At 69.0% G+C, this 22,783-nt stretch carries 18 protein-coding genes and 1 other RNA gene; 9 read left to right on the forward strand and 10 right to left on the reverse strand.

Annotated elements, in window-relative coordinates:
- Positions 1-2: 2 nt before the first annotated feature.
- The 4 genes from IG08_RS0119985 to IG08_RS0120000 all read right to left on the reverse strand — a co-directional run bounded on the left by IG08_RS0119985 (position 3) and on the right by IG08_RS0120000 (position 5,635).
- Positions 3-1,226: an acyltransferase family protein gene (locus IG08_RS0119985; RefSeq protein WP_030604015.1), complete on the reverse strand. Its 1,224-nt coding sequence runs from the start codon at positions 1,224-1,226 to the stop codon at positions 3-5.
- Entirely contained in the window at positions 1,223-3,424 is a 2,202-nt protein-coding gene (locus IG08_RS0119990; RefSeq protein WP_030604018.1) for a bifunctional polysaccharide deacetylase/glycosyltransferase family 2 protein, read from the reverse strand. Before IG08_RS0119990 ends, IG08_RS0119985 begins: the two co-directional genes overlap by 4 nt.
- On the reverse strand, positions 3,424-4,260 hold the full coding sequence (locus tag IG08_RS54305) for a hypothetical protein (protein ID WP_052424795.1): 837 nt from the start codon (positions 4,258-4,260) through the stop codon (positions 3,424-3,426). Before IG08_RS54305 ends, IG08_RS0119990 begins: the two co-directional genes overlap by 1 nt.
- A 403-nt stretch (positions 4,261-4,663) precedes the next feature.
- Positions 4,664-5,635: a LysR family transcriptional regulator gene (locus IG08_RS0120000; RefSeq protein ID WP_030604024.1), complete on the reverse strand. Its 972-nt coding sequence runs from the start codon at positions 5,633-5,635 to the stop codon at positions 4,664-4,666.
- A 116-nt stretch (positions 5,636-5,751) separates the two neighbouring features.
- Here IG08_RS0120000 and IG08_RS0120005 point away from each other — a divergent pair, with 116 nt between their 5' ends.
- The 8 genes from IG08_RS0120005 to IG08_RS0120040 all read left to right on the forward strand — a co-directional run bounded on the left by IG08_RS0120005 (position 5,752) and on the right by IG08_RS0120040 (position 17,298).
- Positions 5,752-7,014: an MFS transporter gene (locus tag IG08_RS0120005; protein ID WP_030604027.1), complete on the forward strand. Its 1,263-nt coding sequence runs from the start codon at positions 5,752-5,754 to the stop codon at positions 7,012-7,014.
- Positions 7,015-7,465: 451 nt separating this feature from the next.
- Positions 7,466-8,761, forward strand: a complete 1,296-nt coding sequence (locus IG08_RS0120010) for an ABC transporter substrate-binding protein (protein WP_030604030.1) — start codon at positions 7,466-7,468, stop codon at positions 8,759-8,761.
- On the forward strand, positions 8,758-9,714 hold the full coding sequence (locus IG08_RS0120015) for a carbohydrate ABC transporter permease (RefSeq protein WP_030604033.1): 957 nt from the start codon (positions 8,758-8,760) through the stop codon (positions 9,712-9,714). Before IG08_RS0120010 ends, IG08_RS0120015 begins: the two co-directional genes overlap by 4 nt.
- Positions 9,711-10,535 (forward strand): carbohydrate ABC transporter permease, encoded by an 825-nt coding sequence (locus tag IG08_RS0120020; protein ID WP_030604036.1) that lies wholly within the window; start codon positions 9,711-9,713, stop codon positions 10,533-10,535. Before IG08_RS0120015 ends, IG08_RS0120020 begins: the two co-directional genes overlap by 4 nt.
- A 12-nt stretch (positions 10,536-10,547) precedes the next feature.
- Complete coding sequence (gene yicI, locus IG08_RS0120025; RefSeq protein ID WP_030604038.1) at positions 10,548-12,797, forward strand: alpha-xylosidase; 2,250 nt, start codon at positions 10,548-10,550, stop codon at positions 12,795-12,797.
- Complete coding sequence (locus IG08_RS0120030; RefSeq protein ID WP_030604042.1) at positions 12,797-13,807, forward strand: LacI family DNA-binding transcriptional regulator; 1,011 nt, start codon at positions 12,797-12,799, stop codon at positions 13,805-13,807. Before yicI ends, IG08_RS0120030 begins: the two co-directional genes overlap by 1 nt.
- 72 nt (positions 13,808-13,879) lie before the next feature.
- Positions 13,880-16,783, forward strand: a complete 2,904-nt coding sequence (locus tag IG08_RS0120035; protein ID WP_030604044.1) for a glycoside hydrolase family 3 protein — start codon at positions 13,880-13,882, stop codon at positions 16,781-16,783.
- Between the two features lie 101 nt (positions 16,784-16,884).
- Entirely contained in the window at positions 16,885-17,298 is a 414-nt protein-coding gene (locus IG08_RS0120040) for a nitroreductase family deazaflavin-dependent oxidoreductase (protein ID WP_030604046.1), read from the forward strand.
- A gap of 76 nt (positions 17,299-17,374) precedes the next feature.
- Here the strand turns inward: IG08_RS0120040 and ssrA are convergent.
- From ssrA to ftsE, 5 genes are all read right to left on the reverse strand, one after another.
- Positions 17,375-17,762, reverse strand: a transfer-messenger RNA (tmRNA) gene (ssrA, locus tag IG08_RS56425).
- Between the two features lie 115 nt (positions 17,763-17,877).
- Positions 17,878-18,423, reverse strand: coding sequence for an SsrA-binding protein SmpB (smpB, locus tag IG08_RS0120045; protein WP_030604049.1), 546 nt, complete (start codon positions 18,421-18,423; stop codon positions 17,878-17,880).
- 66 nt (positions 18,424-18,489) lie between these two features.
- A complete protein-coding gene (locus IG08_RS0120050) occupies positions 18,490-19,662 on the reverse strand; it encodes a S41 family peptidase (protein WP_199820880.1) in 1,173 nt (390 codons plus the stop codon).
- 67 nt (positions 19,663-19,729) lie between these two features.
- Positions 19,730-20,650: a permease-like cell division protein FtsX gene (gene ftsX, locus IG08_RS0120055; RefSeq protein WP_030604054.1), complete on the reverse strand. Its 921-nt coding sequence runs from the start codon at positions 20,648-20,650 to the stop codon at positions 19,730-19,732.
- Between the two features lie 36 nt (positions 20,651-20,686).
- Positions 20,687-21,376 carry a cell division ATP-binding protein FtsE gene (ftsE, locus tag IG08_RS0120060; RefSeq protein WP_030604058.1) on the reverse strand — a complete coding sequence of 230 codons (690 nt, stop codon included), beginning with the start codon at positions 21,374-21,376 and terminating at the stop codon, positions 20,687-20,689.
- A 223-nt stretch (positions 21,377-21,599) separates the two neighbouring features.
- Between ftsE and IG08_RS0120065 the strand changes: the two genes are divergently transcribed.
- Positions 21,600-21,791, forward strand: a complete 192-nt coding sequence (locus IG08_RS0120065; RefSeq protein WP_030604061.1) for a hypothetical protein — start codon at positions 21,600-21,602, stop codon at positions 21,789-21,791.
- 107 nt (positions 21,792-21,898) lie between these two features.
- Here IG08_RS0120065 and IG08_RS0120070 read toward each other — a convergent pair whose 3' ends face one another.
- A complete protein-coding gene (locus tag IG08_RS0120070) occupies positions 21,899-22,510 on the reverse strand; it encodes a hypothetical protein (protein ID WP_030604064.1) in 612 nt (203 codons plus the stop codon).
- Positions 22,511-22,783 lie beyond the last annotated feature (273 nt).

Below are 22,783 nucleotides of genomic sequence, written 5' to 3' on the forward strand. Positions count from 1 at the left end.
GATCAGCCCTTTCGCCGAGAACCCCCACGCTGCACCCCGTTCGGCCACAGCCGAGGCTTCCGTTTCGCCGCCAGGTCCTCGATCCAGCCGACTCCCAGGATCGCGAGGCCGATCAGCGGCCACACCAGGACGAACATCCAGATCATGTACGTCGAGTCGAGCGCGGCCACCGCGCGGTCGCCCTGCATGAAGGAGAGGTTGTAGGCCTGGTCGATGAGCGGGACCGTGGCCATGATCAGCATGTTGTGCCACAGGTAGATCGTGACCGCGCGGTTGTTGGAGAGCGTGACCAGTTTGTCCCAGCGGGCCAATCGGCCCGGCAGCTCCTGCCACGACGGTGAGTACTGGAGCAGGATCACCACGAAGCCGAAGGACCAGGTCGCCTGGGCCAGCGGGATGTCGTTCAGGTCCCAGCCGTCCGGGCCCAGGTGGCCCGACGCCCACCACAGGCCGAAAGCCATCAGCAGGGTCGAGCAGGAGACGGCCACATAGCGCGGGACCTTCGCGAGGACGCCCTCGTGGTGGGCGAAGCCCAGGACCCAGCAGCCGCCGTAGACCGTGAAGTCCGATACCGCGTTGCCCGTTTCGCCGGGGATCGTGACGAGGCCCGTGCCCAGCACCGCCGTCAGACCCAGCGGCGCCAGCAGCGTCACCCACGGTGCCCTGCGGAACGCCCACAGCAGCAGCGGGGACGCGATCACGAACCAGAGGTAAGCGCGCAGGTACCAGAGCACGCCCGCCGCCTGCACCGCCCACGTGTTCTCCAGCAGGCCCGACTTGGAGCCGATGCTCCAGGGAAAGGGCGGGGCGCCGAACGGGACGATGTAGTTGAACAGTTCGACCAGGCCCAGGACGCCGCTGTGGTCCGGGTCCTTCGACAGGTCCCAGCCCCCCGCGAACATCAGCGTCAGCACCACCGCGCTGAACGCCCAGAGCGGGGGCAGCAGGCGACGGACACGGCCCTTGATCACGCCCCACGCCGGGCGGTTCAGCGAGCGCGCCATCAGCGAGCCCGCCAGCGCGAACATCACGCCCATGGAGGGGAACAGGACCGTCAGCCAGGCCCAGCCGAACAGGTGGTACACGACCACCCGGACCAGGGCTATCGACCTCAACAGGTCCAGGTAGCGGTCGCGGCCCGGCTTCTTCGGAGCCGGGGGAACAGAAGGCTCGGGCGTCCGCTGCTGCGGGATGTCGTACGACGGCTGTGTGTGTTCCTGTGTCATCCCACCGGCCTCCGATCACTGCCGCTGCGCGTCCGCTGGCGCGGTACCGGGCCGCCGGGGGCCGCCCCGACGACGCCGGTGCGGCGCAGCTTCTGCCAGCGCAGGCGGCCGCCGGTGAGGGCCGTGATCCAGGACTGGAGCAGCACGACGTACATGAGCTGGCGGTAGAGAATCTGCTGCAGGGGCAGCGAGATGAGGTGGGTCATGCGTTCGCGGTCCAGGCGGAAGGCGTACGCCGCGCAGATCAGCTGGATCGCCAGGACGCCCAGCCAGGCCACGATCGTCTTCTCGGTCGGGCCGAACACGACGCCGTAGAGGAGGAACACGTCGATCAGCGGGGCCAGCAGCGGCGCCAGCACCATGAACAGTGACACCAGCGGCAGGCCCACGCGGCCGAAGCGGCCCGACGGGCCCCGTTCCACCAGCGCCCTGCGGTGCTTCCAGATCGCCTGCATGGTGCCGTAGGACCAGCGGTAGCGCTGGGACCACAGCTGCTGGACCGTCTCCGGCGCCTCCGTCCAGGCCCTCGCCTTCTCGGCGTACACCACGCGCCAGCCGTCCCGGTGCATGGCCATCGTGATGTCGGTGTCCTCGGCGAGCGTGTCGTCGCTCATGCCGCCGACGCGTTCCAGAGCGGAACGGCGGAAGGCTCCCACCGCGCCCGGAATCGTCGGCATGCACCGCAGGATGTCGTACATACGGCGGTCCAGGTTGAAGCCCATCACGTACTCGATGTGCTGCCAGGCGCCGATCAGTGAATCCCTGTTGCCGACCTTGGCGTTGCCCGCCACCGCGCCCACCCGCCGGTCACCGAAGGGCTGGACCAGCTCGCGGACCGTGGCCGGTTCGAAGACGGTGTCGCCGTCCATCATCACGATGATGTCGTAACGGGCGTTCGCCAGACCGCGGTTGAGCGCGGCCGGCTTGCCCGCGTTCAGCTGCCGGACCACCCGCACATTCGGCAGGCCCATCGCCTCGACGATTCTCGCCGTGCCATCGCTCGAGCCGTCGTCGATGACGATGACCTCGACCGGGTGCTCGCTCGCCATCAGCGAACGGACGGTGTTCTCGATGCACTTGGCCTCGTTGTACGCCGGGACCAGCACCGACACCGGTTCGGTGACCGGCGGCCCCCAGCTGAAGTCACGGCGGCGCACCCGGCGGGCGTGGATGGCCGACAGCAGGAGCATGAGCACGAAGCGGCCGATGACCAGGGAGCCGATGATCGCGAGCCCGGCCACCATGACCCCGGTGATGTTCTCGGAGGCCTGGACCAGGAAGACCCACGCCTTGCCCTTCCACAGGCCCAGGCCGGTGACCTGGGTGTGGGCGCTGGGCGCGTCGAGGGCCTCGGTGAGGTTGTCGAACTCGTAGCCCTGCTTCTGCATCTGGGGCAGGAACCTGTCCAGCGCCTGCACGGTCTGGTGGCGGTCGCCGCCGGAGTCGTGCATCAGCACGATCGCGCCCTTGCCGCCCTTCGGGGTGGCGTTGCGCAGGATCTCCCGGACGCCGGGCTTGCGCCAGTCCTCGCTGTCGGTGTTGTTGACGACGGTGATGTAGCCGCGGGTGCCGATGTACTCGGTCACCGGCCAGGACTTGTTGTCCATGGCGTCGGAGAAGGAGGAGTAGGGCGGCCGGAACAGCGAGGTGCGGATGCCGGCCGCGCCGGTGATCGCGAGCTGGTTCTGGGACAGCTCCCAGTCGATGCGCTTCTTCGACTGGAAGGACAGGTCGGGGTGGTTGAAGGTGTGCAGGCCGACCTCGTGGCCCTCGTCCACCATGCGCCTGACCAGCTCCGGATAGCGCGAGGCCATCGTGCCGGTGACGAAGAAGACCGCGTGTGCGTGGTGCTTCTTGAGCATGTCCAGGACCTTGGGGGTCCAGGTCGGGTCGGGGCCGTCGTCGAAGGTGAGGACGAGGCGGCGGTCGGGCACCTGGAGGCTGGTGGTGCGGCCGCTGCGGGTGTCGATCACCGGGCCGCCGTCGATGATCTTCTCCGGCACCTTGTCCGAGGAGGCCTCGGGCTGGACGCGGTGGTCGGCGAGGATCTCGCTGTGGACGTAGCCGCGCAGCATCAGCATCGCCATCAGGGCGACGAGGACGAGCAGCGGCAGCAGGAGGCGCATGGACAGGCGACGACGCCTGGAGCCGTCGGGGGCTCCGGGCGTCGCCCCCCGACGGCGGGTGCGGGATGCCATCAGAGGATGTACTCCGGGGACGGGGAGAGCGGGGAGTCGGAGGGCACGGCGGTGCTCGGCTCCTCCGCGATGGGCGACGAGGAGCTGGGACCGTCCGCCACCGTGCCGGTTCCGGCGCTGTCGCCGGTGCCCGTCGTCTCGGTCGGATCGGTCGAGGGCTCTCCGCCGTCGGTGGGTGTCGGGTCGGGGTCGGGTGTGACCGTCGTGTCGTCCGTCGGCGTCGGGTCGACGTCGGTCGGGTCCGGGTCCGGGACCGTGTCGGTCTCGGTCGCCGTCGGGTCCGGGTCGGTCGAGCCGCCCGGCTGGACCGGGCTCGTCGAGGCGCCGGGCGCCGTGGCGCTGGCCCCCGGACTCGGCGTCGTACCGTCGCTCGCCGTCGGGGTGGACCCCGGTGTGACGCCGGCCGAGACAGAGGGCTCCGCCGACTCCGCGGGCAGCGGACTGGTGTCGACCTTGCCGGCGGGCGTGTTGTCCTTCGGGCCGGTCACCGGCAGCCAGGGCGCGTTGGAATTGCCCGACAGCAGCGTGGCGACGATGACGACGGCGTAGACCGCGCATGCCATGCCGACGGCGATGCCGATCCGGCGGAATCTGCGGCTGCGGCGGCCCGACTCGTCCACGAAGACCGGACCGTCGGAGCCCTCGGAGCCGCCGTCACCGCCGGCCGGGCGCTCGATGCCGGCGTCACCGCGCAGGCTGACGGCGTCCAGCTGGACGGTCACCTCGTGCGGGTCGTGGGCATGGCCCGCGGGGCCGGACTCCGCCCACGGATCGCGTACGGCTGCCGGGCGGTCGGCCTCCGGGACGTCCCGGGTCCGGTCCGTCCGCGGAAGCACGTCGGTCTCGTCGGCCGAGGACGCCAGTATCTCCGTCCCGCTCTCCGTCCCGCCGGCGTCCGCAACGGGTCGTCTACCCCCGCGCAACACCTCTGTTTCACCGGCGTCGGAGAAGCCCCCGTACGGGACTCCGGTTTCTCCGGCCTCCGGGAACGCCTGGGTATGACCCCCCGTCGTCGGTATGTCCTGGGTCACTGATGCGACCTCGGGCCACTCCGGTTGGGCGTCTTCTCGCCACTTCTTCACGCGCACGCAATCCCCCCACGGGACAGTTCCGGGTGCGCATACGACCCCGAGCACACGCCCGTCGAACCGAGCCCCCACCCGGTCCGAGCGCCCCCTTTACCACACCGTGCTCAGGCCACGAATGTAGCGCACCCAGGGGTGCTGTGTTTGCCGCGTGTCAATTGTGGATGTTCATTGTCCGCTCGTCTATGGCTGGAACCCACCCATCGGCCGGCCGACGCAGCCAGCCCTCCTCGACGGTGAGTTCGAATGCCGCCCGGCGCAGCGCATCGAAACCCGGGTGCACCAGCCCCTTCCGCCACACCAGTGACACAGGTGACAGCGGTACGGGATCGATCAGGGGACGCAGTACGGCCCCGGGCATGGCCGGAAAGTCCACCACGGCGAGGACAAAGTTCCCTGTCTTTGCCATGAGCCGCTGGAATTCCTCGTCTCCCACGGCGAGCGGAGCGGGCGGTGCGACCTCGATGCCGCGCCCCTCGAACAGCCCGCGGGCCAGGTCGGTCCACTCCGGCGTGCGCTGGTTCCCGGCCCCGGCGTATACGGTCTCGCCCGCCAGCGCGGCCAGCGGCACCGCCGGGAGGGACGCCAGCCGGTGGTCCTCGGGGAGGACGACCGCCATGGGTTCGTAGCGCACGGGCTGGTGGTCGAGGCCCGCCCGGAGTGCCGGGTCCAGTCCGGCGAACCGCCCGAAGGACGCGTCGAGGCGACCGGCGAGCAGCTCGGCCGCCGCGCCCGTCAGGCCGCTCTCGTAGCGGGCCATCAGCTCCTGCTCGGGGGCGAGTTCCCGGGCCCGGTGCAGTACCCGGCGGCCGGTGGCCAGGCCCGGGGAGTTCAGGTCCACCAGCAGGGGCCGGGCCTGCCCGAAGGCGGCGAGCAGTGCGTCCTGCGCCTCCAGCGCACTGCGCGCGTACGGCACCAACCGCTCGCCGTCGGCCGTCAGCGTCACCTGGCGGGTGGTCCGGACGAACAGTTCGGCGCCCAGCTCCCGCTCCAGCCGCCGTACGTCCCTGCTGAGCGCCTGCTGGGCGACGTAGAGGCGGGCCGCGGCGCGCGTGAAGTGCAGCTCCTCGGCGACGACCAGGAAGGCGCGCAGGAGGCGGGGGTCGAGGTGGGCGGGGGCGGGCATCCGGCGAACTTACGACGCGGATGCGTGAATCGGTAGGGGAATTCACAACACAGGTGTGTGAATCGGTACGGAGAAGGTGTTGGACCGCTTGATCGACTCGGGGCGACGGTGGGTGCATGCCGCAACCGACCCGACCGATGTTCACGACCACCGGCGACATGCTCGTCGCCGTCGACTTCAGCCCCCGCACCCGAAACCGCCCGCCCGGCCCGTACCGCCGTCTCCTCTCCACCCCCGGCGCCCGCGCCTTCACGATCGGGAATCTGCTGGCCCGCCTGCCCATGGGCATGTTCAGCGTGAGCGCGGTCGTCATGATCGCCGGGACGCGGGGGTCGTACGCCCTCGCCGGCGCCGTCACCGCGACCGGGCTCGCTGCGACCGCGGTGATCGCCCCGTGGACGGCGCGGCTCGTCGACCGGCACGGCCAGGCCCGAATCGCCGTACCGGCGACGGTACTTGCGGCCCTCGGCTCGCTGTCGCTGCTGCTGTGCGTGCGGTACGGGGCGCCGGCGTGGACGCTCTTCGCGTCGTACGCCGCCACCGCGACGACCCCCAACATCGGCGGCATGTCCCGGGCCCGCTGGGCCCACCTGCTCAAGGGCCGGCCGGAGTCCCTGCACGTGGCGAACTCCTTCGAACAGGCCGCGGACGAGCTCTGTTTCATGCTGGGCCCGGTGCTCGCGGCCCTGCTGTGCGGGGTGTTGTTCCCGGAGGCGGGCACACTCGTCGGCGCGGTGCTGCTCGTGACCGGCATGCTGCTGTTCACCGCGCAACGCTCGACGGAACCGCCGGTCCGCGAACAGGCCTCCACAAAGGCCCCGTTCCGCACCCCGGGCATGCCCCCGCTGCTCGCCGCCTGTCTCGCCATGGGCGCGGTGTTCGGCTCCATGGAGGTCGTCACGATCGCGTTCGCGGACGCACAGGGACACCCGTCGGCGGCCGGTGTCGTCCTCGGCCTCCAGGCGGCCGGTTCGTGCGCCGCCGGACTGTTCTACGGCGCCCTGAAGCCGGCGGGATCGGCGGAGGACCGCTACCCGTGGTGCGTGGCCACCATGACCGCCCTGCTGATCCTGCCGTTGCTCGCCGCGTCCCTGACCGGGTCCCTCCTCGTCCTCGCGGGCGCGCTGCTGATCGCCGGCATGGCGACGGCCCCGACGATGGTCACGGGGATGACGCTGGTCCAGGAACGCACACCTGAAGGCCGTATCAACGAAGGCATGACCCTCGCCGTGACGGGCCTGCTCGGCGGCATCGCCGGGGGCAGCGCGGTCGGCGGCTGGGTCGCGGAGCACGTGTCGGCGACGGCGGGGTTCGGGGTGCCGGTGACGGCGGCGGCTGGCGCGCTGATGATCGCGCTCGTCCGGGCGGTACGACTGTGAGCACAATCCGCGGCGGACGGCAGTCGCGACGCTCCCCTCACGAGGCCCGGTTCCCCGGCCGATTCACCAGGTCCGCTCAGCGGCATCGGCATCGGCAACCGGGCCCGGATCGCGGGCGTCGTGGGGACGACGGGCCGCGGGTCGGTAAAGGACGGCATCCGGGGCCCCTTCACCCCCGTCGACTTCCCCAGCGCCCCCGCGACCGGCGCCCCCGCGACCGGCGCCGTCGGGATCAACGACCAGGGCCAGATCACCGGCAGTTACCAGCGACGGCGGCGGGGACGGCCGACCCGTCGAACCCCCGCCCCAATTCCCGCGCACCCCATTGACGCCCTCACAGCTGCCACATACCTTCCCCCGTCGAAGCGCTTCGACGTCACGCATCGAATCGATTCGACGAACACCGCGTGACGCCGCCCCGAGACCCATCCGACTCCCTTGGAGGCACAGGATGTTGACGGTACGAAGGCGTGTGGTGGCGACGGCGGTGGTCCTTGCCGGATCACTGGTCATGGCCTCCTGCGGTGACTCGGACAGCGGATCCTCCGAAGACGGAAAGACGCTGAAGCTGTGGCACTACGAGGCCCCGAACAGCGCGATGGGACAGGCCTGGAACGAGGCCGTCAAGGAGTTCAAGGCCAAACACCCCGGTGTGAAGGTGGAGTTCGAGGCCAAGGGCTTCGACCAGATCCAGAAGACCGCCCCGATGGTGCTCAACTCCTCCGACGCGCCCGACGTCATGGAGTACAACAAGGGCAACGCGACGGCGGGCCTCCTGTCCAAGCAGGGGCTCCTCACCGACCTCACCGAGGAAGCCACCAAGCGCGGCTGGGACAAGAAGCTCAGCGCGAGTGTCCGCACCACCAGCGTGTACGACGCCGAGGGCGTCATGGGCTCCGGCAAGTGGTACGGCGTGCCCAACTACGCCGAGTACACGATGGTCTTCTACAACAAGGACCTCTTCGCGAAGTACAAGATCGCCGAGCCGAAGTCGTTCGCCGAACTGACCGCCGCGATGGACAAGTTCGTCCAGAACAAGGTCACCCCGCTCGCCAACGGCGGCGCCGAGTACATCGCCCACCAGTACCTCTACCAGCTGGCCCTGTCCAAGGCCGACCGCTCCTGGGTGGACTCCTACGAGTTGTACAAGGGCAAGACCGACTTCCACGACGCGGCCTGGACGTACGCCGCCGACACCTTCGCCGACTGGGTGAAGAAGGGCTACATCGCCAAGACGTCCAGCAGCGTGAAGGCCGAGGAGACCGGGGTCTCCTTCATCCAGGGCAAGGCGCCGATCCTGTTCTCCGGCAGCTGGTGGTACGGCCGCTTCGTGGACGAGGCGAAGTTCGACTGGGGCACCTTCCTGTGGCCCGACTCGAATCTCACCCTCGGCTCCGGCGGCAACCTCTGGGTCGTCCCCAAGAACGCCAAGAACAAGAAACTCGCCTACGACTTCATCGACATCACCATGTCGAAGAAGATCCAGAACCTGCTCGGCAACAAGGGCGGCGTCCCGGTCGCGGCGGACGCGAACGCCATCACCGACCCGAAGTCGAAGACCCTCATCGACAACTTCAACACCCTTTCCCAGCGCGACGGCCTGGCCTTCTACCCCGACTGGCCGGTGCCCGGCTTCTACGACGTCCTCGTCTCCGAGACCCAGAAGCTGATCACGGGCAGCGACCAACCGGACGGCTACCTCGACTCGTTGCAGGAGGCCTACGACAAGGGCGCGCCGAAGCAATGACGGTGACCGTCGAACGGGGTGCGCGGGCGGTCGGGAAGGGCAACCCTTCAAGGCCCCCGCGCCGCCCCCGTGACTCCTACGCCCTGTTCCTGCTCCCGGGGGCCCTGGCCTTCCTCGCGATCATCGTCCTGCCGTTCGTGATGAACACCTACGTGAGCTTCACCGACTGGCAGGGCGTGGGCTCCCCGGAGTGGTCCGGGCTCGCCAACTACCGCGAGCTGATGGACGATTCGGAGTTCTGGGCGTCGTTCCGGCACAGCCTGTTCATGGTCGTCGCCATGGCCGCCGTACCGACGGTGATCGGACTCGTCCTCGCCGCCGCCCTGTTCGACTACGTCGGCAAGCACTTCGGCAGTCGCATCGCCGCCGTCCTGCGGGCCTGCTTCTACCTCCCCCAGGTGCTGCCGATCGCGGTCGCCGGCATCGTCTGGAGCTGGATCCTCGCGCCGGACAACGGCTCGCTCAACGCCCTGCTGAAGGCGATCGGGCTGAGCAGCTGGCAGCAGGACTGGCTCGGTGACCCCGACCTCGCGCTGTACAGCGTCATGGGCGTGATGGTCTGGGTCCAGCTCGGCTTCCCGCTGGTCATCTTCATGGCGGGCCTGCAGCGCGTCGACCCCCAGTTGTACGAGGCGGCCGAGCTGGACGGCGCCGGCTGGTGGCGCCGCTTCTGGCACATCACGCTGCCGCAGATCCGCCCGGAGATCTACGTCGTCCTGACCTGGTGCTCGATCGCCGCGCTCAAGGTGTTCGGCGCGGTGTACGTCCTGACGAAGGGCGGGCCCGGCGGCGCCACCAACGTCCCCTCCTACTTCTCCTTCACCACGTTCTTCGAGAAGACGCAGGTCGGCTACGGCGCCGCGATCTCCACGGTGCTCACCGTGATCATCCTGCTGCTGTCCCTGGTCGGCCTGAAGCTCCAGACCCGCGCGGAGGAGGGAGCCGAGTCATGACCACCGCCCTACGTCGCTACCCGGTGCTGATCGCCCTGTGCATCGCGGCGCTCTTCATGATCGTGCCGTTCCTGATCGTCACGATCAACGCCTTCAAGTCCCCCACGGAGTACGCCCAGAACGGCCCTCTCAGCCTCCCCGACGGCTTCTACACCGACGGCATCAGGGACTTCTGGGAGCGCGTCGACTTCGGGCAGAAGCTGGTCAACTCGGTGCTGATCAGCGGGGCAGTGGCCGTGCTCGCGGTCGTCCTGTCGGTGCTGAACGCCTACGCGATCGGCATCGGCCGTATCAAGGGCCGCACCTGGGTGCTCGCCTTCTTCGTCCTCGCGAACATGCTGCCGCAGGAGGCGCTGGTCTACCCGATCTACTACCTGAGCAAGGAGGTCGGCCTCTACGACACCAGGCTCAGCGTGATCATCGTGTTCACGGTCGTCCAGGCGGCGTTCGGCACCTATCTCCTGTCCTCGGTCCTCGGCCAGTTCCCCCGCGAGATCCTGGAGGCCGCCCGGATCGACGGCGCGAGCAAGTGGCAGGTCCTCTGGCGGATCGTCGTCCCCGTCAGCCGCCCCACCCTCGGCGTGCTCCTGGTCTTCTTCTTCATCTGGACCTGGAACGAGTTCCTGCTCCCCCTGGTCATGCTGATCTCCAACGACAACCAGACGGTGTCGGTGGCCCTCGGTGTCCTCCAGGGCCAGCGCCTGATGGACGCCACGATGACCAACGCGGCCGCCCTGCTCGGCGTCCTCCCCGCGATCGTGTTCTTCCTCGTCTTCCAGCGAACCCTCACCCGCGGGATCGCCGTGGGTGCCGTGAAGTAAGGAACCCCCCACATGAAGTTCACCGACGGCTACTGGCTGCTGCGCGAGGGCGTCACCGCGGACCACCCGGCCGAGGTCCACGACGTCACCGCGACGGAGGGCACGCTGGAGATCCACGCGCCGTCCCGCCCCATCCGCACCCGCGGCGACCTGATGACGGGACCGGTCATGACGATCAGCGCGCACGCCCCGATGCCGGACGTCATCGGCGTCACGTTCACCCACTTCGTGGGCGAGCGGCCGGACGGGCCTCAATTCGAGCTCGGGAAGGAGGAGTTCGCTCCGCACACGGAGTACGACGACGAGCACGCGACCCTCACCTCCGGCGCCCTGTCCGTCAGATTCGCCCGCTCCGGCCCCTGGCACGTCGACTTCCTCGCGAACGGCCGCGTCCTCACCTCCAGCGGCACCAAGAGCATGGGCATCATGCGGGACGCGTCCGGGGCGCACTACCTGCGCGAACAGCTCAACCTCGGTGTCGGCACCTCCGTCTACGGCCTCGGCGAACGCTTCGGCCCCCTCGTCAAGAACGGCCAGGTCGTCGACATCTGGAACGCCGACGGCGGCACCACCACCGAACAGGCCTACAAGAACGTCCCGTTCTTCCTCACCGACGCCGGCTACGGCGTCTTCGTCGACCACCCGGGCAAGGTCTCCTTCGAGGTCGCCTCGGAGGCGGTGTCCCGGGTGCAGTTCAGCGCGGAGACCCAGCAGTTGACGTACTACGTCATCCACGGCCCGACCCCGAAGGACATCCTCCGCACGTACACGGCCCTGACCGGCCGCCCGGCCCTCCCGCCCGCCTGGTCCTTCGGGCTGTGGCTGTCGACGTCCTTCACGACGTCGTACGACGAGGAGACCGTGACGTCCTTCATCGAGGGCATGCGGGAGCGTGAACTCCCGCTCTCCGTCTTCCACTTCGACTGCTTCTGGATGCGCGAGCACAACTGGTGCGACTTCGAGTGGGACCCGCGGGTGTTCCCGGACCCGGAGGGCATGCTCGCGCGGCTGAAAGAGCGGGGTCTCCGGGTCTGCGTGTGGATCAACCCGTACATAGCCCAGCGCTCGCCCCTCTTCGCCGAGGGCAAGGAGCTGGGTCATCTGCTTCGGAAAGAGGACGGCAGCGTCTGGCAGTGGGACCACTGGCAGCCGGGCATGGCGTTCGTGGACTTCACCAGCCCCGCCGCCCGCGACTGGTACGCGGCCAAGCTGGAGGCACTGCTCGCGCAGGGCGTGGACTGCTTCAAGACCGACTTCGGCGAGCGGGTGCCGCTCGACGTGCGGTGGTCCGACGGCTCCGACCCGGAGCGGATGCACAACTACTACACGTACCTCTACAACCGCACGGTCTTCGACGTGCTGCGCAAGCACCGGGGTGAGGAGGAGGCCGTCGTGTTCGCGCGGTCCGCGACGGCCGGGAGCCAGAAGTTCCCCGTGCACTGGGGCGGCGACTGCGAGGCGACCTACGAGTCGATGGCCGAGTCGCTGCGCGGCGGGCTGTCCCTCGGGCTGTCCGGCTTCGGCTTCTGGAGCCACGACATCGGCGGCTTCGAGGGGACGCCGACGCCTTCGTTGTTCAAGCGGTGGCTGGCCTTCGGGCTGCTGTCGTCCCACAGCCGGCTGCACGGCAGCTCCACCTACCGCGTGCCCTGGCTGTTCGACGACGAATCCGTGGACGTGCTGCGCCACTTCACCCGGCTGAAGCTGAGCCTCATGCCCTATCTGTACGAGGCCGCCCGCGCCGCCCACACCGAGGGGACGCCGATGATGCGGGCGATGGTCCTCGAGTTCCCGGACGATCCCGGGTGCGCGTATCTGGAGCGGCAGTACATGCTCGGCCCTGATCTGCTGGTCGCGCCGGTGTTCAGCGACTCCGGCGATGTCCCGTACTACGTCCCCGAAGGCATCTGGACCCATTTCGTGACCGGCGAGACGGTGACCGGCCCACGCTGGGTGCGCGAGCGGCACGACTTCCTGAGCGTGCCGTTGCTGGTCCGGCCCGGTGCGGTGATCCCGGTGGGCGCGGTGGCCGACCGGCCCGACTACGACCACGCCGACGGGGTCACGCTGCGGGCGTACGGCCTGGAGCGGGGCGCCCAGGTGACGGTGCCGGTGGGGGACGTGACCTTCGTCGTCGTACGGGAAGGGGACACGCTGCGGGCCTCGTGCAGTGATCCGTCGGCGCCGTGGAGTCTGGCGGCCGGGGAGAGGACGGCACGGGCGAAGGCGGGCACGGGCTTTCTCTCGCTGGAGCTGAGCTGATGGTGAAGATCACTGATGTGGCGCGGCACGCCGGGGTCTCCCCCAGCACCGTTTCCTACGCCCTCAGCGGCAAGCGGCCCATCTCCGAGGAGACCCGGCAGCGGGTCGAGGCGGCCATCCGCGAGCTGGGGTACCGGCCGCACGCGGGCGCCCGGGCGCTGGCCAGCAGCAGGTCGAACGTACTGGCGCTGGTCGTGCCCTTACGGGCCGGGATCCACGTCCCGGTGGTGATGCAGTTCGCGGTGTCGGTGGTGACGACGGCACGCCGGTACGACCACGACGTCCTCCTGCTCACCCAGGAGGAGGGCGAGGAGGGGCTGCGGCGGGTCGCGGACACGGCACTCGTCGACGCGCTGATCGTGATGGACGTCCAACTCGACGATCCCCGGCTGCCGTTGCTGCGGGCGCTGGAGCGGCCGTCGGTGATGATCGGCTTTCCTTCTTCCTCTGAGGGCCTGACCTGCATCGACCTCGACTTCAAGGCGGCCGGCGAGGCCTGCGTGGAGCATCTGGCCAGGCTGGGACATCGGATGGTGGCCCTGGTCGGCTCGCCGCCGGAGGTGTACGTCCGCCAGACCGCGTTCGCCCAGCGCGTGGTCCAGGGCTTCACGGCCGCCGCCGACCGCAGCGGGATGTCGTCCTCGGTCCATCCCTGCGAGGCCGCGCCCGGTGCCGCCCGCGTGGTCGCCGAGCAACTCCTGCGCGAACAGCCTGCGTTGACGGGGGTCGTCGTCCACAACGAGCCCCTGCTGGAGCCCCTGATCGACGCCTTCGAGCAGCTCGGCCTGCGCGTCCCCGGCGATCTGTCCGTCACCGCCATCTGCCCCGACGAACTCGCCGAGGCCGTCCGCGTCCCGGTCACCTCGGTCGCCCTGCCCTCCGCCGAGGTCGGCACCCGAGCGGTCGAGCTGCTGATGCGGAAGCTGGCCGGCACGGCCGTACCGGAGGCGACGCTGCTGCCGCCCCGGCTGACGGAACGGGCGAGCACGGCGCCGCGCAACGTGCCCTGAGCCGCAAAGGACCACAAGAAAGACCACGAAAAAGACCTGTACATGCAAGGCCCTACTTGAAGGAGCCGTGACATGAAAGGCACCAAGAGACGCAGATCCAGCCTGATCCTCGCCTTGACCCTGATCGCCGGCCTCGGCGCCACCGTCCCCGCCCACGCCGACCCCGTGTCCCCCTTCCGCAACCCGGCCCTCCCCGTCGAGAAGCGCGTCGACGACCTGCTCGACCGCCTGACCCTCGACGAGAAGATCTCCCTCCTCCACCAGTACCAGGCCGCGATCCCCCGCCTCGGCATCCAGTCCTTCCGCACCGGCACCGAGGCCCTGCACGGCGTCGCCTGGCTCGGCGAGGCCACCGTCTTCCCGCAGGCGATCGGGCTGGCCTCGGCCTGGGACCCGGCGCTGATGGAGCAGGTCGGCTCGGCGGTCGGCGACGAGGCGCGCGGCTTCCAGCAGGAACGTCCGGCCGGCTGGGGCCTGAACCTCTGGGCGCCCGTGGTCAACCTGCTGCGCGACCCGCGCTGGGGCCGCAACGAAGAGGGCTACAGCGAGGACCCGGAGCTGACCGGCGCCCTGTCGACGGCGTACGGCGAGGGCCTGACGGGCGGCGACCCGGACCACCTCAAGACGGCCCCGACCCTGAAGCACTACCTGGCCAACAACAACGAGTGGCACCGCACCACCACCTCCTCCGACCTGCGCCCGCGCGTGCAGAAGGAGTACGACGAGCCGGCCTTCAAGCCGGCGATCGAGGCGGACGCGGCCACCGGCGTGATGTCCTCGTACAACCTGGTCAACGGCCGTCCCGCGACGGTCAATCCGGACCTGGACGACGTCGTACGGAAGTGGACCTCGCAGGACCTCCTGAACGTCACCGACGCCTTCGCCCCCGGCAACCTCCCCGGCGACCAGCAGTACTACCCCACCCTCGCCGAGGGCGACGCGGCGGCGATGAAGGCCGGCATCGACAGCTTCACGGACAACGACGCGAACTCGGGGGTGACGATCGCGGCGGTCAACTCGGCTCTGGAACAAGGCCTGTTGGAGGAGTCGGATGTCGACGAGGCCGTGTCCCACATCCTGTCCGTGCGCGTCCGGCTCGGCGAGTTCGACCCGGGCGGCGGGAAGTACGGCTCGATCGACGCGTCGGTGATCAACAGTCCCGCGCATCAGCAGCTGGCGCGGAAGGCGGCGGCCGAGGGGGCAGTGCTGCTCAAGAACTCCGGAACACTCCCGCTGAAGAAGTCCGCCAAGGACGTCGCCGTCGTCGGCCCCCTCGCCGACACCCTCTACACCGACTGGTACTCCGGCACCCTCCCCTACGCCGTCACCCCCGCCGAGGGCATCGCGGCGAAGCTCGGCGTCTCCCAAGTGGCGCAGAGCGAGGGCGTGGACCGGATCGCACTGAAGAACGCGGAGACGGGAAAGTACGTCACGGCGGGGACGGACGCGGACGGCGAGCTGCTGCAGGAGACCACGGCCTCGGGTACGGCCACCCAGTTCGACGTCTTCGACTGGGGCTCCGGCGTCGTCACCCTGCGCTCAGCCGCCAACGGCAAGTACGTCGGCTACAACTGGTCGGGATTCGTCAACGACCAGACACAGCCCAACGGTTGGTTCGTCCAGCAGCAGTTCAAGCTGGAGGAGCAGACCGACGGCACGTACCTGCTGCGGTACGCCGGCTACGAGACCGAGGAGTCCTGGTGGACGAACCCGGTCTACCTCGGCCCGACGGGCGAGGACGGCACCCTCGGCCTGGTGACGAAGGAGGCCGCCGCCCACTACACGAAGGACGTCGTCCGCAGCGGCATCGACGAGGCCGTGGCCGCCGTGAAGGGCAGGGACACGGCGGTCGTGGTGGTCGGCTCGAACCCGTCGATCAACGGCCGCGAGGCCCACGACCGCACCGACATGGCCCTGGCTCCCGCCCAGGAAGCCCTGGTCAAGGCGGTTCACCAGGCCAATCCGAACACGGTCGTGATCGTCGAGAACAGCTACCCCACCACCCTCGGCGCCCTCCAGAAGGACGTCCCGGCCCTGCTGTGGACCTCCCACGCCGGCCAGGAGACGGGCAACGCGCTCGCCGACGTCCTCTACGGCGACGTGAACCCGGCGGGCCGCCTCACCCAGACCTGGTACGAGTCGACCGCCGACCTCCCGTCGATCCTCGACTACGACATCATCAAGTCCGACCGCACCTACCAGTACTTCCAGGGCCGGCCGCTCTACCCCTTCGGGTACGGCCTGTCGTACACGAGCTTCCGCTACAGCGGCCTGAAGAAGGTCGACGGCGGCTACGAGGTCAAGGTCACCAACACGGGCAGCCGCGCCGGCGACGAGGTCGTCCAGCTCTACACCCACCAGCGCGCGTCCCGCGACAAACAGCCGCTGAAGCAGCTGAAGGCCTTCGACCGGGTGTCCCTGAAGCCGGGCCAGACACGGACGGTCATCCTGAAGGTACGCGCCGCTGACCTCGCCCACTGGGACGTCACCCGTTCCAAGTGGACGGTGGAGAGCGGCACCTACGACGTCCTGGTCGGCTCCTCGTCCGCCGACATCCGTGCCCGTACGTCCTGGCAGGTACGCGGCGAGACGATCCCGCCCCGCGACCTGGCCCGCGTCACCCGCGCCGAGAACTTCGACGACTACGAGGGCATCCGCCTGGTCGACGAGTCGAAGGCCCGCGGTACGGCGGTGTCGGCCTCCGCGGACGGCGCGTGGCTGAAGTTCGCGGACGCCCAACTCGGTTCCGGCGCCGATGAACTGACGGCCCACGTGGCGGGCGCGTCCGGCACCCTCGAAGTCCGCCTGGGCTCCCCCACCGGCCCCCTCGCCGGTACGGCCGAGACCGACGGCACGGCGTCGCCGTACACCTACGAGACGGTGACGGCGAAGCTCTCCGGGGCCGCGAAGGGCCGTACGGATGTGTATCTGGTGCTGAGCGCGGGCGTACGACTGTCGACGTTCAGTCTGCGCTGAGCAGGTTCGAACTGGCTGCTTTCCGGGGTAGCGGAAATGTGGGGTGACTCTATCTTTGAGGCATTGAGGCCTGACGAAACTCTCGTGGGGAGTCGATCTCGATGACCGACCGCACCTACCTCAAGCCACCCTGGATGCAGCGCCACGTCGGCAACCGCCTGGCCCCGCTCTTCGGCCGGTCCGTCGTGTCCCGGCTGGCGGTGCGCGGCCGCCGCTCGGGCCGCGAGCGGACCGTCCCCGTCGCCGTACTTGAGCACGAGGGCGAGCGCTACCTCGTCTCCTATCGCGGCCTCAGCGACTGGGCCCTCAACCTGCGGGCCGCCCCCGAGGGCCGCCTCGTCACCCGGGGTCGCACGGAGAACATCACCACGGAGGAGGTCCCGGAGTCCGACCGCCCACCCCTCCTGGCGGCTTACCGCGAGCGCTACGGCAGCATGCCGACGGTGTCCGCCGTCCTGACGGCGCTGCCGGATCCCGCGGACCATCCGGTGTTTCTCGTACGGCCACGTCCATAGGCGAATGACTGGGCACATGGTAAAGGCCCCGCCGCTCGAAAGCGACGGGGCCTTTACCATGTACAAAACATGGGATGAGTGGAGATGGCGGGAATCGAACCCGCGTCCACCGGTGCAGAATCAGGGCTTCTCCGTGTGCAGTTCGCTTCGATTTTCTCGGCCCCGGTGATCACGCGAACAAGTCGCCGACGGGCCCAGTCACTGTTTGATTTCCCATCGAACCCCGTGACCGGGCTCGATGGTTTAGTTCCCTAGATTATGCCAGGATCCGGGTCGGGAACACTCCCGGGCTGACACCCTTTTAGGGTCCTTCAGTCGCTGTTATTAGGCAGCGAGGGCGAAGGACTGGGAATCGCTCTTGGTATTGGCGATTATTGGTTGCGACATATGGTTTACGAGATCATTGCCGCTTCCTCGACACGCTTCCCCTGCTTCGACATCCGCTGTCGAAACCGATCATCCCCATGTTTACAGTATTCAATTAGATGCTGCTCAAGGTGCGCCCCGTTACCAGCGGGGCTGTGCCCATCGTACGTGACCAACGCACGCCGATGCCACCGTATTCCCGGCGGCCTCGCGCTACTGGCCCCGCTGCTTCCGCTTCGCCGCCGCGATCGCGCGGTCCGACTCCCGCCGGTCCTGCTTCTCGCGCAGGGTCTGGCGCTTGTCGTACTCCTTCTTGCCTCGGGCGAGGGCGATCTCGGCCTTGGCACGGCCGTTGCTGAAGTACAGGGCGAGGGGCACGATCGTGTGACCCGTCTCCTGGGACTTGGACTCCAGCTTGTCGATCTCCTCGCGGTGCAGGAGCAGCTTGCGCTTGCGGCGCACGGAGTGGTTGGTCCAGGTGCCCTGGTGGTACTCGGGGATGTGGGCGTTGTGCAGCCACGCCTCGCCCCCGTCGATCTGGACGAATCCGTCGGTCAGCGAGGTGCGTCCCTCGCGCAGCGACTTGACCTCGGTGCCGGTGAGGACGATCCCGGCCTCGTAGGTGTCGATGATCGCGTAGTCGTGCCGCGCCTTCTTGTTCTGGGCGACGATCTTGCGCTTGCCGCCCTTCTCGCCGTCCCTGGCCTTGCCTGCGGCCCCGCTGCCCTGCTTGGGCTGGGACTCCTTGGGTACGTACATTCCCTTGCTCATAGTGCCGTCCATTTTCGCACTACGGAGGGGGTGTACGGGAAGCCGATTAACCGCTCAGCGGCCGAGACCGCTCAGAACCGTCTCCGCGCGCTCCAGCGCGTCCTGGTCGGCGTCCAGGTCGGGGGTGATGCCGTGGCCGTCGACGCCGCGGCCGGAGGGGGTGCGGTAGTGGCCGACGGTCAGCTCCGCGACGGAGCCGTCGGGCAGCGGGCTCGGCATCTGGACCGAGCCCTTGCCGAAGGTGCGGGAGCCCACGACGACCGCGCGGCCGCGGTCCTGCAAAGCACCCGTGAGGAGCTCGGCCGCGCTCATCGTGCCGCCGTCGACGAGCGCGACCAGGGGTCTGGTGGTGTCGCCGCCGGGATCGGCGTGCAGGGCCTGCTGCTCCCCGTCGACGTCGTACGTCGCGACGAGGCCGCCGTCGAGGAAGGCGGAGGCGGCGGTGACGGCCTCGGTCACCAGACCGCCGGAGTTGCCGCGCAGGTCGAGGATGATGCCGGAGCCGGCCGGGGCCTCCTGGACGGCGCTGCGGACCGCACTGCCGGAGCCCTTGGTGAAGGCGGCGATCGTGATGACGGTGACCCCGCCGGCGAGCCGTCGTACCGTCACGTCGTCCGTGGAGAGGAGGGCCCGGCGCAGTGTGAGGCTCCACACGCGTGTGCCGCGTTCCAGGCCGAGCTTCACGGTCGTACCGGCGGCCGCGTCCGTGGCGTCACCGCGCAGTAAGGAGACGACCTCGGTGACGGGCCGCCCGTCGACCTCGGCGCCGTCGACGCTGCGCAGCCGGTCGCCCTTGTGGATCCCGGCGGCGGCCGCGGGTGAGCCGGAGCGCACCTTGGTCACCTCGATACGGCCGTCCTGCTCGCGCCGCGCCCAGAGGCCGACGCCGGTGTACTGGCCGTCCAGGGCCTCCTCGAACTCCTCGTACTCGCCCTGGGAGTAGACGGCGCCCCAGCGGTCCCCGCTGCGGCTGACGGCCCGCTCGGCGGCCTCCATGGGGGACTTGCCGTCGGCCATGGCCTCCTCGGCCGCCTTCGCCACGTCCTCGTGATGACTGGCGGGAGCGGCCGAACGGGCCGTGTCGGGCGTGGATTTCCGGTCGGAGCGGTCCGCCTCGGGAAAAGAGCCGGTCGCCGCACCCGCGACGAGCACGCTCGCGAACACCAATGTCAGGGCGGCCCCGCGGCGGATGCGGCGGGGCTGACAGAACAGGTCTCGGCCTGACATGCCGGTGAGTCTAGGACAACACGAAGGGCCGCACGGTCGGTTGACCGTACGGCCCTCTTGGCGTGCGTCACACCTTCAGGTACTTGCGCAGCGCGAAGAACGCGGCCAACGCGGGCATCAGCAGACTGGTCGCCAGGATGAGCGGCAGCTTCGTCAGTACGGCGTCCCAGCCGATGAAGTTGATCAGGTTCAGCTTCTCGGACAGGGCGAGGCCGTGGTCGATGAGGAAGTACCGCGCGATCACCAGGAAGCCGCAGGCGACCGTGCCGCCGATCAGTCCGGCGACCGCGGCCTCCATGATGAACGGGGCCTGGATGTAGAAGCCGGAGGCGCCGACCAGCCGCATGATCCCGGTCTCACGGCGACGGCTGAACGCGGAGACGCGCACGGTGTTGACGATCAGCATCAGCGCGACGACGAGCATCAGCGCCATCACCGCCCGCGCGGCCCAGTTCATGCCGTTGAGCAGCCCGAAGAGGTTGTCGAGGATCCCCTTCTGGTCCTGCACGGACTGCACGCCGTCCCGCCCGTCGAATGCGGTCGCGATGACCTGGTACTTCTCCGGGTCCTTCAGCTTGATCCGGTACGACTCCTGCATCTGGTCCGGCGTGAGGGAGGCGGCCAGCGGGGAGTCGCCGAACTGCTCCTTGTAGTGCTTGTACGCCGCGTCCTGCGACTCGTAGGTGACCGTCTGCACGACCGAGGACATCTTCTTCAGGTCGGCGAGGATCTCCTTCTTCTGGTCGTCCGTGACCGCGCCCTTGGCGCAGTTCGGGTCGGACTCGGCGTCGCTCTTGTTGCAGAGGAACACCGAGACGTTGACCTTGTCGTACCAGTAGCCCTTCATGGTGCTGACCTGGTCGCTCATCAGGAGCGACCCGCCGAACAGGGCGAGCGACAGGGCGACGGAGACGACGACCGCGAAGGTCATGGTCAGGTTGCGGCGGAGACCGACACCGATCTCGGAGAGTACGAACTGGGCGCGCATGGCGTCTTCTTCAGGCCTTTCCGTGGACGGTCGCGGTCAGTGCTGGTAGCCGTAGACACCGCGTGCCTGGTCGCGGACGAGGCGGCCTGACTCCAGCTCGATGACGCGCTTGCGCATCTGGTCCACGATGTTCTGGTCGTGCGTCGCCATCACCACGGTCGTGCCCGTCCGGTTGATCCGGTCGAGCAGCTTCATGATGCCGACGGAGGTCTGCGGGTCGAGGTTGCCGGTGGGCTCGTCGGCGATCAGCAGCTTGGGCCGGTTGACGAAGGCCCGCGCGATGGCCACGCGCTGCTGCTCACCGCCGGAGAGCTCACCGGGCATCCGCTCCTCCTTGCCGCCCAGCCCGACGAGGTCGAGCACCTGGGGCACGGACTTGCGGATCTCGCCGCGCGACTTGCCGATGACCTCCTGCGCGAAGGCGACGTTCTCCGCCACCGTCTTGTTGGGCAGGAGCCGGAAGTCCTGGAACACCGTCCCCAGCTGGCGCCGCATCTGCGGCACCTTCCAGTTGGAGAGGCGCGCGAGGTCCTTCCCCAGAACGTGCACCTGGCCCTGGCTGCACCGCTCCTCGCGGAGGACCAGCCGCAGAAAGGTGGACTTCCCGGAGCCTGAGGACCCCACGAGAAACACGAACTCGCCCTTCTCCACTTCCAGGGAGACATCCCTGAGTGCGGGGCGGGTCTGCTTTGGGTAGACCTTGGAGACGTTGTCGAATCGGATCACGGATGCACCACGGGTCGCCGGGGGTAGATGAGCGTGACCATACGCGAACCGGGCGGGCAAGCGCAGGCACAGGTTGCGGTTGTGTGCCAGTTGTGCGTTATGTGCCTGCCCCGACCCCATGGGACCCCGCGCTGAAATCCGGGGAACCTGGCACAGTGGAGGGGGAACGTTCGCGTCCCCGTAGGCGTTGTGTACGTGGAACCGGTGCAAGGAGGGCGAGCGCATGACGTACGACCGGCTGGTGTGCGCTAACTGCGCCGCGCCCGTGAGCGAGGGCCGGTGCCCCGTGTGCCGCGCGAACCGCGAGCGGCTGCAGCAGGGGAACCTTTTCGCAGGTCTGAACCCCATGGCACTGATCGCCTTGCTGGCGGTGCTGATCGCGGCGGTCGCGCTGCTGGCACACCAGACCGCCTAGGAAGCGGTCCGCAGAAGACAGAGGGACGACGCACGAGGGGCCCGGAGCTTTCGCTCCGGGCCCCTCGACGTACGACGTGCATACGTTCCGTGCGGGTACGGCTACCGTCAGGCGGCCGCGCCACCCCGGCCGCCCACGAGGCGCGGCAGGATACGGAAGCCGACACCGCCGGCGATCATCGTGGCGGCACCGATGACCAGGAAGGTGGTCTGGCCGGAACCGGTCTCGGCGAGCTGGTCGCCGCTGCCCTGGGCCGACGTGTCGGTCGTGGTGGTGTCCGTGCCGGTGTCGGCGAGGCCCGAGGAGCCGTCGCTCTGGGCGGAGTCGCCGGAACCGCCGTCGGGGTTGGTGTTGCTGTTGCCGCCGCCGTTGTTCCCGTTCCCGTTCCCGTTGCCGTTCCCGTTGCCGGAGCCGTCGGTCGGGTCCTCGGTGGGCTCGGTCGGCTCCTCGGTGGGCTCCGTCGGGTCCGTCGCGGTCGGCGCGGGGTCGGTCGGGATGCCCGGGTCGGTCGGGAGGGTCGGGTCCGGGTCGGTGGGGAGCGTCGGGTCCGGGTCGGTCGGGATGGTCGGCGACGGGGTGGGCGTACCGCACCCAAAAACGTCGCCCAGGAGCCCGCAGTCGTCGGCGGAAGCGGCGCCCGCGGCGGTCAGCGAGGCACCGACGGCGATCACGGTACCGGCGACTACCCGCGCGACACGGATCCGCGTCTTGTTGGTCATGTGGTTGCTACCCCCAGTAGCTCATCGTCAGTGAGGCGGTGCTTGGGGCCGTGATCGACGGAAGAGGTAGGTGTAACTCAAGTCCCCCGGTTCACATGCGCCCCAGAGATACGCATGCCGCGCTTTACCTTTCCCATTTTTCACAGCAACGTCAAGGCCATTGCGCGCGCAATGTCCAAGTGCGGGTTCTTTGTCGGAGGATGGAGTGTGTGAGTGTGATGTAAAACCCAGACATCGGGCATACAACAGGGCACGCAAAAGGCAACTGCCACC

Origin of the sequence: Streptomyces fulvoviolaceus (assembly GCF_000718165.1) — a bacterium.
GTDB lineage: Bacteria > Actinomycetota > Actinomycetes > Streptomycetales > Streptomycetaceae > Streptomyces > Streptomyces fulvoviolaceus.

Bases quoted from the DNA above. Each gene is read 5' to 3' on its own strand.
- IG08_RS0119985 (WP_030604015.1), bottom strand. From the start codon at position 1,226: ATGACACAGGAACACACACAGCCGTCGTACGACATCCCGCAGCAGCGG.
- IG08_RS0119990 (WP_030604018.1), bottom strand. From the start codon at position 3,424: ATGGCATCCCGCACCCGCCGTCGGGGGGCGACGCCCGGAGCCCCCGAC.
- IG08_RS0120000 (WP_030604024.1), bottom strand. From the start codon at position 5,635: ATGCCCGCCCCCGCCCACCTCGACCCCCGCCTCCTGCGCGCCTTCCTG.
- IG08_RS0120005 (WP_030604027.1), top strand. From the start codon at position 5,752: ATGCCGCAACCGACCCGACCGATGTTCACGACCACCGGCGACATGCTC.
- IG08_RS0120010 (WP_030604030.1), top strand. From the start codon at position 7,466: ATGTTGACGGTACGAAGGCGTGTGGTGGCGACGGCGGTGGTCCTTGCC.
- IG08_RS0120015 (WP_030604033.1), top strand. From the start codon at position 8,758: ATGACGGTGACCGTCGAACGGGGTGCGCGGGCGGTCGGGAAGGGCAAC.
- IG08_RS0120020 (WP_030604036.1), top strand. From the start codon at position 9,711: ATGACCACCGCCCTACGTCGCTACCCGGTGCTGATCGCCCTGTGCATC.
- yicI (WP_030604038.1), top strand. From the start codon at position 10,548: ATGAAGTTCACCGACGGCTACTGGCTGCTGCGCGAGGGCGTCACCGCG.
- IG08_RS0120030 (WP_030604042.1), top strand. From the start codon at position 12,797: ATGGTGAAGATCACTGATGTGGCGCGGCACGCCGGGGTCTCCCCCAGC.
- IG08_RS0120035 (WP_030604044.1), top strand. From the start codon at position 13,880: ATGAAAGGCACCAAGAGACGCAGATCCAGCCTGATCCTCGCCTTGACC.
- IG08_RS0120040 (WP_030604046.1), top strand. From the start codon at position 16,885: ATGACCGACCGCACCTACCTCAAGCCACCCTGGATGCAGCGCCACGTC.
- smpB (WP_030604049.1), bottom strand. From the start codon at position 18,423: ATGTACGTACCCAAGGAGTCCCAGCCCAAGCAGGGCAGCGGGGCCGCA.
- IG08_RS0120050 (WP_199820880.1), bottom strand. From the start codon at position 19,662: ATGTCAGGCCGAGACCTGTTCTGTCAGCCCCGCCGCATCCGCCGCGGG.
- ftsX (WP_030604054.1), bottom strand. From the start codon at position 20,650: ATGCGCGCCCAGTTCGTACTCTCCGAGATCGGTGTCGGTCTCCGCCGC.
- IG08_RS0120065 (WP_030604061.1), top strand. From the start codon at position 21,600: ATGACGTACGACCGGCTGGTGTGCGCTAACTGCGCCGCGCCCGTGAGC.
- IG08_RS0120070 (WP_030604064.1), bottom strand. From the start codon at position 22,510: ATGACCAACAAGACGCGGATCCGTGTCGCGCGGGTAGTCGCCGGTACC.